The organism is Phenylobacterium sp. NIBR 498073, assembly GCF_027286305.1.
GTDB lineage: Bacteria > Pseudomonadota > Alphaproteobacteria > Caulobacterales > Caulobacteraceae > Phenylobacterium.
The window spans coordinates 2,772,162-2,786,330 of record NZ_CP114599.1 but is presented as its reverse complement, the minus strand read 5'-3'; the positions used below and the strand labels follow the sequence as shown (position 1 = coordinate 2,786,330).

General features: G+C 69.1%; 13 protein-coding genes. 9 read left to right on the top strand and 4 right to left on the bottom strand.

The genetic code is table 11. From position 1 onward, the window contains the following. The first annotated feature begins 3 nt into the window (after positions 1-3). The gene (locus tag O4N75_RS13840) at positions 4-1,155 is read left to right on the top strand and encodes an HlyD family efflux transporter periplasmic adaptor subunit (protein WP_269626097.1); all 1,152 of its coding nucleotides are present in this window, start codon (positions 4-6) and stop codon (positions 1,153-1,155) included. 12 nt (positions 1,156-1,167) lie between these two features. Then, on the top strand, positions 1,168-2,700 hold the full coding sequence (locus O4N75_RS13835; protein WP_269626096.1) for a DHA2 family efflux MFS transporter permease subunit: 1,533 nt from the start codon (positions 1,168-1,170) through the stop codon (positions 2,698-2,700). A gap of 19 nt (positions 2,701-2,719) precedes the next feature. Here O4N75_RS13835 and O4N75_RS13830 read toward each other — a convergent pair whose 3' ends face one another. After that, positions 2,720-3,352: a TetR/AcrR family transcriptional regulator gene (locus O4N75_RS13830; protein ID WP_269626095.1), complete on the bottom strand. Its 633-nt coding sequence runs from the start codon at positions 3,350-3,352 to the stop codon at positions 2,720-2,722. A gap of 145 nt (positions 3,353-3,497) precedes the next feature. Between O4N75_RS13830 and O4N75_RS13825 the strand changes: the two genes are divergently transcribed. Both O4N75_RS13825 and O4N75_RS13820 read left to right on the top strand, forming a co-directional pair. Beyond that, on the top strand, positions 3,498-5,873 hold the full coding sequence (locus tag O4N75_RS13825; protein WP_269626094.1) for a TonB-dependent receptor: 2,376 nt from the start codon (positions 3,498-3,500) through the stop codon (positions 5,871-5,873). 22 nt (positions 5,874-5,895) lie between these two features. Continuing rightward, positions 5,896-7,200: a serine/threonine protein phosphatase gene (locus tag O4N75_RS13820; RefSeq protein WP_269626093.1), complete on the top strand. Its 1,305-nt coding sequence runs from the start codon at positions 5,896-5,898 to the stop codon at positions 7,198-7,200. Between the two features lie 24 nt (positions 7,201-7,224). Here O4N75_RS13820 and O4N75_RS13815 read toward each other — a convergent pair whose 3' ends face one another. Next, positions 7,225-9,396 carry a lytic transglycosylase domain-containing protein gene (locus tag O4N75_RS13815; protein WP_269626092.1) on the bottom strand — a complete coding sequence of 724 codons (2,172 nt, stop codon included), beginning with the start codon at positions 9,394-9,396 and terminating at the stop codon, positions 7,225-7,227. A gap of 125 nt (positions 9,397-9,521) precedes the next feature. Between O4N75_RS13815 and dapA the strand changes: the two genes are divergently transcribed. Genes dapA through O4N75_RS13800 form a run of 3 tightly spaced genes read left to right on the top strand, consistent with a single transcriptional unit; the run spans position 9,522 to position 11,588 of the window. After that, positions 9,522-10,406, top strand: a complete 885-nt coding sequence (gene dapA / locus O4N75_RS13810) for a 4-hydroxy-tetrahydrodipicolinate synthase (protein WP_269626091.1) — start codon at positions 9,522-9,524, stop codon at positions 10,404-10,406. Further along, complete coding sequence (gene smpB / locus O4N75_RS13805; RefSeq protein WP_267232838.1) at positions 10,406-10,861, top strand: SsrA-binding protein SmpB; 456 nt, start codon at positions 10,406-10,408, stop codon at positions 10,859-10,861. Before dapA ends, smpB begins: the two co-directional genes overlap by 1 nt. Continuing rightward, complete coding sequence (locus tag O4N75_RS13800; RefSeq protein ID WP_269626089.1) at positions 10,848-11,588, top strand: GNAT family N-acetyltransferase; 741 nt, start codon at positions 10,848-10,850, stop codon at positions 11,586-11,588. The genes smpB and O4N75_RS13800 overlap by 14 nt, the downstream gene beginning before the upstream one ends. Here the strand turns inward: O4N75_RS13800 and O4N75_RS13795 are convergent. Next, positions 11,585-12,244 carry a uracil-DNA glycosylase gene (locus tag O4N75_RS13795; protein ID WP_269626088.1) on the bottom strand — a complete coding sequence of 220 codons (660 nt, stop codon included), beginning with the start codon at positions 12,242-12,244 and terminating at the stop codon, positions 11,585-11,587. The two genes, O4N75_RS13800 and O4N75_RS13795, sit on opposite strands and share 4 nt — an antisense overlap. After that, positions 12,244-12,846, bottom strand: coding sequence for an NYN domain-containing protein (locus O4N75_RS13790; protein WP_269626087.1), 603 nt, complete (start codon positions 12,844-12,846; stop codon positions 12,244-12,246). The genes O4N75_RS13795 and O4N75_RS13790 overlap by 1 nt, the downstream gene beginning before the upstream one ends. Here O4N75_RS13790 and folK point away from each other — a divergent pair. Both folK and O4N75_RS13780 read left to right on the top strand, forming a co-directional pair. Beyond that, complete coding sequence (gene folK / locus O4N75_RS13785) at positions 12,845-13,381, top strand: 2-amino-4-hydroxy-6-hydroxymethyldihydropteridine diphosphokinase (protein ID WP_348649500.1); 537 nt, start codon at positions 12,845-12,847, stop codon at positions 13,379-13,381. The two genes, O4N75_RS13790 and folK, sit on opposite strands and share 2 nt — an antisense overlap. An 82-nt stretch (positions 13,382-13,463) precedes the next feature. Next, positions 13,464-14,102 carry an HAD hydrolase-like protein gene (locus tag O4N75_RS13780; protein ID WP_269626085.1) on the top strand — a complete coding sequence of 213 codons (639 nt, stop codon included), beginning with the start codon at positions 13,464-13,466 and terminating at the stop codon, positions 14,100-14,102. Positions 14,103-14,169: the final 67 nt, after the last annotated feature.

Genomic DNA, 14,169 nt, shown 5'->3' with positions numbered 1-14,169 from the left:
TCCATGCCCGACGATATCGGATCGCATCCCCAACCCGCGGCCGCCGTCGCGACCGCGCCCGCCGCCAACGGCGCGCGGCGCAAGCGCCTGTTCATGATCCTCGGGGGCGTGGTGCTCGCCGGGGCGCTGATCTGGGGGCTCTACTATTTCCTGGTCGGATCGCGCCACGTGACCACCGACAACGCCTATGTGAACGCCGACACCGCCCAGGTGACGGCGCTGGTCGCCGGGCCGATCGTGCAGGCGCCGGTCGGCGAGACGACGGTGGTCAAGACCGGCCAGGTGATCGCGGTGATCGATCCGGCCGACTTCAAGCTGGCGGTCGACCGCGCCCGCGCCGAACTCGGCCAGGCCGAGCGCCGGGTCGGGCAGTACTTCGCCAATGACGAGGCGCTGGCCGCGCAGACCGCCGCGCGCGGCGCCGACATCGCTCGCGCCGAGGCGATGCTGGCCAGCGCCCGGTCCGACTATTCGCGGGCCGAGGTCGAGTACGGCCGCCGCCGCAACCTGGCCGAATCCGGCGCGGTGTCGGGCGACGAGCTGACTCAGGCCGAGAACCGCTATCAGGCCGCCAAGGCCGCGCTGGCCGCCGCCCAGGCGGGCCTGGCCCAGGCCAAGGCCGCCGCCGCGCAGTCGGCCGGCCAGCAGAAGGCCGCCAACGCCCTGGTCGCCGGAACCAGCGCCGCCGACAATCCGGAGGTCGCCGCCGCCCGCGCCAGGCTGGCCCAGGCCGAACTGGACCTGGCCCGCACCACCATCCGCTCGCCGGTCGACGGGGTGGTGGCGCGCAAGAGCGTGGTGGTCGGCCAGAAGGTCGCCAACGGCGCGCCGGTGATGAGCATCGTGCCGATCCAGACCGCGTATGTGGACGCCAACTTCAAGGAAGTGCAGCTGCGCAAGGTGCTGCCGGGGCAACCGGTCGAGCTGACCAGCGACCTCTACGGCAAGGGCGTGAAGTTCCACGGCAAGGTCGCCGGCGTCGGCGGCGGCACCGGTTCGGCCTTTGCGCTGATCCCGGCCCAGAACGCCACCGGCAACTGGATCAAGGTGGTCCAGCGCGTGCCGGTCCGCATCGCCCTCGACCCCAAGGAACTGGCCGAGCATCCGCTGCGGGTCGGGCTGTCCATGGAAGCCGTGATCGACATCTCGAAGTAAGGGGCCAGGCCCGTGAGCCAGAGCCAATCGACGCCGGCGCCCCTGACCGGGATGGCGCTGCTGGTCACCGGGCTGTTGCTCGGGCTGGCCAACTTCATGGTGGTGCTGGACATCACCATCGCCAACGTGGCGGTGCCGCACATCGCCGGCGGCCTGGCCGTGTCGCCGAGCCAGGGCACCTGGGTCATCACCTCCTATTCGGTGGCCGAGGCTATCACCGTGCCGCTGTCCGGCTGGCTGGCCCAGCGGTTCGGGGCGGTGAAGGTGTTCGTATTCGGCCTGGTCGGGTTCGGGGTCTGCTCGATTCTCTGCGGCCTGGCGCCGACCTTCGGCTTCCTGGTGTTCGCCCGGGTGCTGCAGGGCCTCTGCGGCGGTCCGATCATGCCGATGTCGCAGACCCTGCTGCTGCAGATCTTCCCCAAGGAGAAGGCGCCCCAGGCGCTGGGCCTGTGGAGCATGACCACCGTGGTCGGCCCGATCGCCGGGCCGATCCTGGGCGGCACGATCTCCGACACCATCGGCTGGCACTGGATATTCTTCATCAACATCCCGGTGGCGTTCGGGGTGGCGTTCCTGGCCTACCGCGCGCTGATCGGGCGCCAGGGCGCGACGCGCCGGGCGCCGGTCGACTATATGGGCCTGACGCTGCTGATCGTCTGGGTCGGGGCGCTGCAGATCATGCTCGACACCGGCAAGGAGCACGACTGGTTCGCCTCGTCGTTCATCGTCGGCCTGGCCGTCGTCGCGGCGGTGGGCTTCGCAGCCTTCCTGATCTGGGAGCTGACCGCCGAAAATCCGATCGTGAACCTGCGGGTGTTCCGACACCGCGGCTTCTCCATCGGGGTGACGACGCTCAGTCTCACCTTCGGGGCGTTCTTCGCCAGCGTGGTGATCCTGCCGCTCTGGCTGCAGACCAACATGGGCTACACCGCCACCTGGGCCGGCTATGCGGCGGCGTTCCAGGGCGTGCTGGCGGTGGTGATGTCGCCGATCGTCGCCAGCCAGGTCGCCCGACGCGATCCACGGGCCCTGGTCTCGTTCGGGGTGTTCTGGATGGCCGGGGTCGCCATCTGGCGCAGTCACTTCGCCACCAACGCCGACTTCCTGACCATCGCCTTGCCGCAGCTGGCGCTGGGCTTCGCCATGCCGTTCTTCTTCATCCCGACCCAGAGCATCGCGCTGGGCGCGGTCGACGAGGAGGAGACCGCGGCGGCCGCCGGGATCGCCAACTTCCTGCGGGTGGTGGCCGGGGCGTTCGCGACCTCGCTGATGACCACGTCCTGGGAGAACCAGGCCAGCGCCAAGCGGGCCGAACTGGTCGGGGCGCTGAACCAGCCGCAGTCGGCGCTGGACGGCATGGTCGCGCAGGGCTTTTCGCCCGACCAGGCGCTGCGTCAGCTGGAAGGGCTGGTGCAGAGCCAGGCGGTGATGCTGTCGACCAACCTGATGTTCCTGACCACCGCGGTGGTCTTCGCGATCGCGGCGACGACGATCTGGCTCGCGCCGCGACCCAAGCGGGCGGCCGGCCCGGGCGGGGGGCACTAGGCCCCCGCCATCTGGGCCCTCAGCGCCGCGCCTTGCGGGTCAGGGCCCGGCCGCCGACCAGGGCCTGGTCGACGATCTGTTCGACCTGAGCCAGTTTCAGCGTCTGGCCCTGGAGACCGACGCGGAAGAGGACCGCGCCGACCATGTTGTCCACCAGCGCCGAGATGTCGGCGGCGGGCAGGGCGTCCTTCAAGGCCCGGCTCAGCGCGAGGAGATAGGGCTGACGCTCGCGCTCATAGAGCGCGTCGAGGGCGGCCGAGAGCTCGGAGTCGCGCCGCCGCGCCTGGGCGAGCTCAGGCGTGGCCACGCCGGCCGGGCCGCCCAGGTGGCGCACGAACGCCCAGAGGTTCTCGATCAGCACAGTGCGCGGCGGGACATGTTCGGGCAGCGCCGGGTCGGTGTCGCGCGCGGCGTTGTCGAGCATCCAGATGATCAGCTCACGCTTGTTGGCGAACCGCCGATAGAGGGCCGGGCGGCTGCAGCCGGCGCGCTCGGCCAACTCCTCGAAGGCCAGGCCAGCATAGCCGCGCTCGGCCAGCAACTCCCAGCCAGCCCGCATGATCGCCGGTTCCATGGACAGGTCGCGAGGCCTGCCGCGGCCGCGGCGGGGCGGGGCGGCCTGATCGGGGCGGCTGTCGTCATTGCGTTGCATCGGCGTCGCAAAACCATCGTTCAATAACGTTACACGCCAGGAACGTAAATTGCGATGGCAAGGGGCGTCAATCATGTCGAGTAAGTTCTCTGGGTGCGCGCAATCAGTGCGCCGCCGGGGTGTGGCCCGCCGCGCGGCAGGCCTGATGTCGCTGGCGTCGGTGCTGATCGTCGCCGCGCCGGCGCTGGCTGAGGAGGCCGACCTGCCGGGTACGCTGGAGGAGGTGATCGTCACCGCCCAGAAGCGCGCCGAGGCGCTGGAAGACGTGCCGATCGCGATCTCGGCCTATGGCGGCCAGACGATCGAGAAGATGCGGCTGCGCTCGGTCGAGGAAGTGGCGAGTCTGGCGCCCAGCACCAACTACAAGAACCAGAGCCCTGCGGCGCCCAGCATCAGCATCCGCGGCATCACCTCTGACGAGTCGGGCGCGGGGTCGGAATCTGCCGTCTCGACCTATCTGGACGGGGTCGACATCAGCCGTCGCGAGGGCGCGCAGATGGCGATCTACGACATGGACCGCATCGAGATCGTGCGCGGGCCGCAGGGCACGCTGTTCGGGACCGCCTCGCAGATCGGCGGCCTGTCGCTGATCACCCGCAAGCCGCAGGACGAAGTCGGTGGCTATGTGAACGCAGCGGTCGGCAACCTGGATTATCGGCGGGTCGAGGGGGCGGTGAACCTGCCGGTCTCCGACGTCGCGGCCTTCCGTCTCGCCGGCTTCCATGAAGAACGCACGGGCTACATCGAGAACAAGGCGGCCGCCGGCGGCGATGCGCAGGACTATATGGGCCTGGACACCACCGGGGCGCGGGCGTCGTTCAAGTTCGAACCGAACGACCGCTTCAGTCTGACGGCGGTCGCCTATGTCCAGCACGACAATCCGACCGGGACGCAGTTCACCAGCTTCACGATCCCGACGCCGAGCCTGGGCTATGCCGACTACTACAAGGAAACCTACCAGGCCCCGCGCAAGCCCTCGAACTTCGAGCGCAACGTCTTTGGCGGCACGCTGCTGCTCGAGGCTGAGCTGAACGACAAGCTGAGCTTCTCGTCGATCACCGGCTATCGTGAGTACGACTACCAGCAGTACTTCGACATGGACGGCGGCTTCGTGCCGCTGGTCGACAGCGACATCGCCAATGAGACCTCGAGCTTCTACCAGGAGGCGCGGGTCAACTTCTCGTCCGGCGAACGGCTGCAGGGCTTTGCGGGGGTCAGCTATATTCGCGAGGCGGTCGACGAGACCATCGGCCTGACCTTCAGCGAGCCGATCTTCGGGATCCTGCAGAGCGGCGTGTGGGTGCTGCCCAACGGCCAGCCGAATCAGCTGGCGCTGCCGGCGTCGCTGGGGATCACACTGGATCCGAACCGCCGCGAATACCGCGAGCAGAAGGGCCGCAAGGCCGACACCTCGGCCTTTGTCGACGTGAGCTACGAGCTGACCGACCAGCTGACGGTGAACGGCGGGGTCCGCTATGTGCGCAACGAGCGGCGGTTCGTCTCCAACCAGCCGGCGGTCGGCCAGTCGGGCCTGATCAAGCTGGGCGTCTACAGCGCAGTGTCGAGCGCGGTGGCGGCCAAGTTCGTGGCCCTGGACCCGACCTTCAGCGCGGCGAACCCGCGCCACCCGCTGTTTACGAGCTACTATTCGGCGGTTCAGGCGGCGTTGCCGGGCGCCTACGCGGCCGCGCCCAAGAACCTGCTGTTCGCGGCGACAGACGGGGCCCTGGACGGGGACGCCGACTTCGATGCGGTGCTGCCGCGCCTGTCGGTGCAGTACGACTTCGACAATGGGCTGCACGCCTATGCGGGCCTGGCCAAGGGCCAGCGCTCGGGCTTCCTGCAGGCCGACAGCAAGGGCGCGGTGGCGCCGGTCGATCCTGAGCAGCTGTGGAACTACGAGGTCGGCCTGAAAGGGGCGTTTGACCGCATCCGGTTCGACGCGGCGCTGTTCCACTACGCCTGGACCGATTTTCAGACCATGGAGCTGATCGATCCCGCCAACCCGACCCTGGGCCAGCGGGCGGTGAACGCCGGCTCGGCCAGCGCCACCGGGTTCGAGTTCGCCGGCAGCTTCCTGCTGGCGACCGGCATCGACGCCTTCGCCAACTTCTCCTACCTCGACGCCAAGTTCGACGACTTCAAGTCGTCGGAGGGGGACTTCACTGGCCACCGTTTCCGGATCTCGCCGGAATACCAGGCCGCGGTCGGGCTGAACGCCGAGCGGCCGCTGAGCGGCGACCTGACGGGCTTCTTCTCCGGCCGCGTCCGCTACCAGTCGAAGATCTATTTCGACAACGAGAACGTCGCCCCGAAGATGGACAAGGGCCACGTCTTCGTCAGCGGCAACCTGGGCGTCCGCAACGAGGCGCAGGGGTGGAGCGTGCGGCTGTTCGCCGACAACCTGCTGGACGAGGAATACCTGCTGGACGCGGGCAATTCCGGCGAGAATTTCGGCACCCCGACCGCGATCGCCGGCGCGCCGCGGACTTTCGGCCTTGAGCTCGGCCTGCAGTTCTAAGCCCCAATTCCGGAGAGATTTTATGATCGGCAAGACACGCCGTCTGGCGCTGGCGCTGGCGCTGGCCCTGGCCGCCAGCGCCGCCATGTTCGCCCCCGCCGCGGCTTGGGCGAAAGACGACAGCTTCACCCTGGCGGTGATCCCCGACACCCAGAACTATGTCGACTACACCCACCAGAAGGCCGAGGGCTTTCCGTTCAATGCGCGCGAGCTGTTCTTCGAGCAGATGAGCTACATCGCCAGCCGGCTGCAGACGAACGGCGGGGACATCGCCTTCGTCACTTCGCTGGGCGACACCTGGCAGCACCAGACCAAGCCGTTCGACGAGGCCCATGCGGGGTTCGGCGTCAGCAAGGGCGCCAACCCGCTGCTGGACGCCCACTTCGCGCCGACCGACAAGGTCCGCAGCGTCGAGATGCCGACCGCCAAGCAGGGCTTCGAGATCATCGCCGGCAAGACGCCGTTCTCGGTGGTTCCGGGCAATCACGACTACGACGCGATGTGGACGGACTCCCGCTACCTGCCGATCAAGGACTTTATGAGCCCGGGCGACCATCCGCGGCCGTACGGGATGCTGCACCCGGGCGGGCTGGACAACTGGCGTGAGGTCTTCGGGGCGCAGACCGCGTTCTTCAAGGACAAGCCCTGGTATGTCGCCTCCTTCAACGGCGGGGCCGACAGCGCGCAGATCTTCACCGCGGGCGGCTACCGCTTCCTGCATATCGGCCTGGAGATGGCGCCGAGCGACGAGGTGCTGGAATGGGCGGCGAAGGTGATCGCCGCCCATCCGGGGCTGCCGACCATCGTCAGCACCCACGACCACCTGAACACCGCCGGCGAGCGGGCCCCGAACCCAATGGTCGACATGGCCATGGTCCATCCCGAGCACAACAATCCCGAGGCGGTGTGGAACAAGTTCCTGAGCCGCCACCCGCAGATCTTCCTGGCGCTCAACGGCCACCAGCACGGCCAAGCCTATCGCGCCGACGCCGGAGCCGGCGGGGCGATGGTGCATCAGGTGCTGGCCGACTATCAGGATCGCGGACAGACGGCGATCGCGGCCGGGGTGAAGGCCGCCTGGCCGGTCGGCATCGGCGACGGCTGGATGCGGTTCATGACCTTCGACATGAGCGGCGAGACGCCGGTCATCAAGGTCCGAACCTATTCGACCTACTACAAGAAATTCTCCGGCGAGACGCCCGAATACGCGGCCTGGTACCGCAAGGTCGAGCAGCCGAAGATGAGCGACCAGGAGTTCCTGGCCGCTGACGACTTTACGATCCGCCTTGAGGACTTCCGCAAGCGGTTCGGAAACGGCGCGAAGTAGAGCGCGCGCCGCGAGCGCCGGTCCCTAGGGATTAGGGATCGGCGCGTTCGCTCCGCCCAGGGGCAACGGTTGCTGCGGGGCGGCCGGCCCGGCATAGCCGCCGTACGAACCGCGCTTTAGGTCGGCGCTGAGCGTGATCGGCGCGGAGCCGCCGGCCAGGCGGGCGCGATAGACCTGCATGCCCTCCATGACCCGCATCACGTAGTTGCGGGTTTCCGAGAACGGAATGCACTCGACGAAATCGATGGGATCGGTCGAGCCGCCGCGCGGGTCGCCGCAGAACTGCACCCACTGCGGGGGGCGGCCCGGCCCGGCATTGTAGGCGGCGATCGCCATCGGGTACGAGCCCGAGAAGTTGTTGATCTGCCGGCCGAGGAAGGCCTGGCCCAGCTGCATGTTGTAGTCAGGCTGCCAGAGCATCGAGGTCTCGAAGCTCATGCCCAGGCCACGCGCGGTGCTGGCGGCGGTGGCGGGCAGCAGTTGCATCATCCCGCGCGCGTCGGCCCCCGAGCGGGCCATGGGGTCGAAGCCGCTTTCCTGGCGCGTGATGCCAAGGGTGAGGGCGGGTTCGGGCGCGCCGGCCACCGGCGGCGGGTTGCGCAGCGGATAGCCGCGTTCGGGCAGGATGAACCCGCGCTGGGCGGCGGTCCGCACCACCTTCATCGAGGTGTCCTGGTCGCCGTAGCCGCGCGCCAGGTCGACCAGCAGGGCCTGTTCCTCGACCGTCGGCAGGATGTCGTCCAGCGCCAGTACGAAGGTCTTGAAGAGGTCGCGATTGCCGATCTCGTAGAGCAGGCGGGCGGCGCGCACCGTGTCGCGGCTCTCGAACCGCGCGCGATCGGCCTGGGTGACCTGCGGGTCCGATCCGAGCACCAGCGGCTGGCCGAGCTTTTCGGTGGCGAGCTGGCCGTAGAAGGTCGTGTTGAACTTGGCGCCGGCGGCGTAGAAGCCCTTGGCCGCGGCCTGGTCGCCGCGCGCTTCGGCGGTGCGGCCCTGCCAGTAGAAGGCGCGGCCGCGGGTGATCGGCGACTGGCCGATCCGCTCCAGGTTGGCGAAGTGGACGGCGGCCTGGTCGGGCCGCTTCAGGCGGGTGAGGGCGATCCAGCCGGCGTAGAACTCGGCGTCGGCGGCCGGTCCGCCGGTGGTCAGGCCGCTATTGGCGGCGGCGGCGTAGGCGCCGGCGGCGTCGCCGTTGCGCAGGGCGTAGAGGATCAGGCGATAGCGCTCGGCCCAGATGCGGTCGGCCATGTCGCCGTGCGCCAGGTCGGTGGGGAAGTAGCGGAGATTGGCGAGCGCCAGGGTCTCGAGGTTGCGCTGGCGGTAGAAGCTGGCGCGTTCGAAGGCGACGCCCGGATCGTTGGAAAGATTGCCGGGCAGGGCGTTAGCCTGGTCATTGGCGGCCGAGGACCCGGCGCGGTAGGCCATCCGCACCTGGGCGACCTGGAGCTGGTCGGGCGGCAGCAGCGGCAGGATGTCGCGCGCGGCCGGACCCTGCGGACCATAGAGCAGGATGTCGGCGCGGCGGACGTGGTCCTCAGGCGTCAGCATCGCGCCGAAGCGGGCCAGCATGGTGCGCTGGGGCGTCACCTCGAACAGCTTGTCGCGCCAGAAGCGGCGGATCAGGTCCTGGGCGTCCTGTTGGCGGCCGCTGGCCTGATAGGCGCTGGCTAGGGCCATGGCGCCCTCGGCGGTCTGGGGATCGGAGCCGCCGAACCAGGCGATGACCTGCTGGGGCGTCTGGCCCGAGGTCTCAAGCAGCTTTTCAGCGCCGAGCTGACGGCGGCCCGCGCGGGGCCAGCCGGCGAGATCGCGGCGAGCCTGGTCGAGCTCGAAGAACGACATCGATTCCGCCGACGAGTCGGCCAGGGCCCAGGTGGCGAGCTTCTTGGCGATCGGGTCGGAGAGCGCGGCGATGGCGGACCGGGCGGTGGTGACGTCGCCGCGCTTGGCCGCGGCGAGGGCGGAAGCGAGGGTCGTGGAATCGGTCATCGACAGCGACTGGCGATAAGCCGTCGGCGGGGTCTGGGTCAGCTCGATCGGGCGCGGACCCTCAGAGGGCGGGCGATCGGCGCCGGAGAACGGCCGGTAGGGTCCCTGGGCCGGAGCCCCCCCGGCCGGCGCCTGGGCATTGGCCACGGTGGCCAGCAGGGCGATCGAGGCGGTGGTCAGAAACGCTTTACGGGCCTTGGACGGCAAGGTGACGAACTCCGGTCTCGCTGAAGGATGAAACTATGTTGCGGCGCGGGGGCGCCCCGCCATATTGTCCGGCCAAATCATGAGGCCGCAACAACTGGCCTCGCTTTCACGGCTTTTTGCAGACCATGTCAGATACCTTGTTCAAGGGCGTGATGCCGGCCCTGGTGACTCCGTTCCGCGACGGCGCGGTGGACGAGAAGGCGTTCGTGGCCCTCGTCGAGCGTCAGATCGCGGGCGGCGTCCACGGCATCGTGCCCGTGGGCACGACCGGCGAGACCGCGACGCTTTCCCATGACGAACACCGCCGGGTGGTCGAGCTGGCCGTGAAGACCGCCGCCGGCCGCGTGCCGGTGGTCGCCGGCGCCGGTTCCAATTCGACCGACGAGGCGATCGAGCTGGTCCAGCACGCCAAGACCATCGGCGCGGACGCCGCCCTGGTGGTGACGCCGTACTACAACCGCCCCAGCCAGGAGGGCCTCTACGCCCACTACGCGGCGATCAACGAGGCGGTGCAGCTGCCGGTGCTGGTCTACAACGTGCCCGGCCGCACCGCGGTGGACATCAGCAACGAGACCCTGGGCCGGCTGTCGAAGCTGCCGAACATCATCGGCATCAAGGACGCCACCGCCGACATGACCCGCGCCACCGTCCAGCGCCAGCTGTGCGGCGAGGACTGGGTGCTGCTGTCGGGCGACGACCTGACCGCTCTGGGCTACATGGCCCACGGCGGCCACGGCTGCATCTCGGTCACCGCCAATATCGCGCCAGACCTGTGCGCCACCTTCTACAACGCCGCCATGGGCGACGACTGGAAGACCGCGCTCTATTGGCAGGACCGCCTGTTCCGCCTGCACCGCTCGCTGTTTTCTGACGCCTCGCCGGCGCCGACCAAGTTCGCCCTGGCTCACCTGGGCCTCTGCACCGAGGACGCGCGCCTGCCGATCGTGCCGGCGTCGGAGGCCTCGCGCGCCGAGGTGCTGGCCGGGATGAGGGAAGCCGGCGTCATCTGATGGCTGGCAAGCTGATCGCAGAGAACCGCCGCGCGCGGTACGACTACTTCCTCGAAGAGACCTTCGAGGCGGGGTTGATGCTGACCGGGTCGGAGGTCAAGTCGCTGCGCAACGGGCGGGCCAACATCGCCGAGTCCTACGCCTCGGTGGAGGGCGACGAGGTGGTGCTGATCAACTCGGATATCCCGCCGTTCGCCCAGGCCAACCGCTTCAATCACGAGCCGCGGCGGCACCGGAAGCTGCTGCTGCACCGCAAGCAGCTGGACAAGCTGATCGGCGCCGTGACCCGCGAGGGGCGTACGATCATCCCGACCAAGCTCTATTGGAACGACAAGGGCCTGGCCAAGCTGGAGATCGCGCTGGCCAAGGGTAAGAAGACGCATGACAAGCGCGAGGCGACAGCCGAGCGCGACTGGCAGCGCGACAAGGCCCGGCTGCTGCGTGACCGGGGCTGACGTCGAGGCGATCGAGCGGGCGACCGTCGCGGCGGTCGCGCCGCGCGAGGCGCTGGAGATCGGCGGCTGGCTGGTCGCCCTGAACGACGGAACCATTCGCAGGGCTGCGAGCGCAGTGCCGCTGAGCCATAAGCTGGCGGCCGATCCCGGCGTGATCGAGCAGATCGAGGTGGCCTATGCCGCGCGCGGCTTGGCGCCCGCGTTCCGGGTCGCCGACGCGCCCGGACTGCAGGCCGTGCGCGCCGAACTGGCGCGGCGCGGCTATGGCTTCGAGCAGCCGACGCTGGTCAAGGTCGGCGGCGCGGCCGGCATGATCGCCGCGGCCCGCGGCGCGGCGGCGGAGCTGACGCAGGCACCAGACGCCGGTTGGGCCCGAGTGTTCACCAGCGAAGGCTTCGACGAGGCGGACGGCCGTCATCGGGTGGCGGCGCTGACGCGTTCGCCGGACGCAGTCTATGGCGGAATTTCGGAGGGCGACCTGACTCTGGCGGTCGGTGTCGCCGCCTTCGGCCATGGGTGGGCCAGCGTGCATGGCATGCGCACGGACGCCTCGCGGCGAGGCGAGGGGCTGGCTGGTCGCGTGCTGGCAGGGCTGGCGGCCGCGGCCCAGGCGCGGGGCGTGGAGCGCGTATTCCTGCAGGTCGAGGAAGGTAACGCCGGCGCGCGCAGTCTCTATCGGCGCGCCGGGTTCACGCAGGCCTGGCGGTACTTCTACTGGAGCCGCTAGGCGTCGGCCAACTCGCGGGCACGGCGGAAGACGGCCTCGAACATCGGCGCGGTCAGGCGGCCAGTGTTCGTGTTGAGCCGCGAGCAGTGGTAGCTGTTCAGCACGATGTAGGGGCCGGCCTGAAATTCAGTGCCGTGGCCCGGAATGCCGGCGGAAGCCTTCAGGCCCAGGGCCTTGAGCACGTTGCGGCGCGAGACGTCGCCCAGGGTGACGATCACCTTGAGGTTCGGCAGGTCCTTGAACCGTTGGGTCAGGAACGGGCGGCAGGTGTTCTCTTCGCTGGTCTCGGGCTTATTGCCGGGCGGGGCGCAGCGGACCGCATTGGTGATCATGCAGTCGTACAGTTCGAGGCCGTCGTCGGTGCGGGCGTCGAACTTGTCGTTGGCGAAGCCGGTCTTGAAGAGGGTGTCGTAGAGCATCCAGCCGGCATGGTCGCCGGTGAAGGGGCGGCCGGTGCGGTTGGCGCCGGTGCGGCCGGGGGCAAGACCCGCCACCAGCAGGCGCACGCTCTGTGGTCCGCCGACCGGCACGAGCGACGGGGCTGGGCCGTTCCACCAGTCGGGGTTCTGAGCGGCGTTGGCCTGGCGGTAGGCCACCAGGCGCGGGCACAGCGGGCAGTCGCGGGGCGGCTCGGCGCCCCAAAGTTCAACGGACATCAGAGCTCGGCGTCGACGTCGTGGCCGTGCTCGTCGCGGGCGGCGCGGCTTTCCTGGATGAAGCGCGGCAGGCGCGAGGGCCGGCCGATGATGTCGGCGAGGTCGGCGAGATCCACGAAGTTGTCGGCCTGGCGGCGCAGGTCGTCCGAGGCCATCGGCGGCTGCGACTTGACCGTCGAGACCACGGTGACGCGCGAACCACGACGCTGCACAGCCTCGACCAGGACCCGGAAGTCGCCGTCGCCGGAGAACAGCACCAGATGGTCGGCGTGGGCGGCCATCTCCATCATGTCGACGGCGATCTCGACGTCCATGTCGCCGCGCCAGCGCTTGCGGCCCTGGGCGTCGGTGTATTCGCGCGCCGGTTTGGTCACCAGCCGGAAGCCGTTGTAGTCGAGCCAGTCGACCAGCGGGCGGATCGGCGAATATTCCTGATCCTCGACCAGGGCGGTGTAGTAATAGGCCCGCACCAGCACGCCGCGCTTGCGGAACTCTTCCAGCAGCTTGCGATAGTCGATATCGAAGCCCAGCCCCTTGGCGGCGGAGTACAGGTTCGCTCCGTCAATGAAGAGCGCCAGCCTGTCCGTAGGGTAGAAAGTCATGAGTGCGAATAATCCTGCGAAAATGTCTCTGGGCGTAAGTCCGGACGAGGCTGCTGTTGTCGCCTTGGGCGGTAATGTCGCCGGCGACTATGGTTCGTCCGAAGCCCTTCTCGAGGCGGCGCTTGCTCGTTTCGCGGAGGCGGGATTGCCCATCCTGCGTCGGTCGTCCTGGTGGCGTTCGGCCGCCTGGCCCGACCCGAGCGATCAGGAGTATCGCAACGGCGTTGTGCTTGTCGAGGCTCGGCTTTCGCCGCAGGCGCTAATCCGAACATTGTTCATGCTGGAGAACGAATTCGGACGCATGCGCAGCGTCCGGAACGCGCCGCGGACGCTCGATCTCGACCTCATCGCCCATGGTCGAATCGTCTCCGACGACCCGGAACTGACCCTGCCGCATCCGCGGGCGCACGAGCGGCTGTTCGTCATGGGGCCGTTGGCGCAGATCGCGCCCGAGTGGCGCCATCCGGTGCTGGGGCGGACGGCGGCCGAGCTGGCGGCGAGCGCCACGGTCGGGCTGGACTCGACCCCGCTATAACGTCGCAGGGCGATCGCCGAAGTTGACGCGCCCGTCAGGCGGGTATACGGCGCGGCCCCTTTCGAGGCGGCAGGATCGGCCCGTGGGCTATCGGCTCATCATCTTCGACTTCGACGGTACGCTGGCCGACAGCGCCGCCTGGTTCGCCGGCGCGCTGAACGGCGTGGCGCGCCGCTACGGCTTTCGCGAGATCGACCTGGCCGAGATGGCCGAGCTGCGCGGGCGGCCCAATCGCGAGATCATGCAGGCGTTGAAGGTCAGCCCCTGGAAGCTGCCGTTCATCGCCGCGCACATGCGCAAGCTGGCGGCGCAGGCCGCGCCGACGATCGCCCTGTTCCCGGGCGTGGCCGACATGCTGCGCCGCCTGGCGGCGCGCGGCGTGAAGGTGGCCGTCGTCAGTTCGAACGGGGAGGCGGTGGTCCGCCAGGTGCTGGGGCGGGAGCTGGCCGGCCTGGTGGCGTACTACGGCTGCGGGGCGTCGATCTTCGGCAAGGCGGCCAAGTTCCGGCAGGTGATCCGCGCGGCCGGGGTGGCCGAGGCCGACGTGCTGAGCGTCGGCGACGAGGTGCGCGACATCGAGGCAGCGCGGCAGATGCGCCTGGCTGCCGGGGCGGTGACCTGGGGCTACGCCACGGCCGACATCCTGCGGGCCCAGCGGCCGAGCGCGGTGTTCGAGACCACCGACGATGTATTGCGCGAAGCCGGGCTCTGCGGCGCCTGAGCTTCGTTTTCCGAGGGTATGCGGCGTTGCACAATCGACGCGGACCCTCTATTTTGTGCGGTTCTAC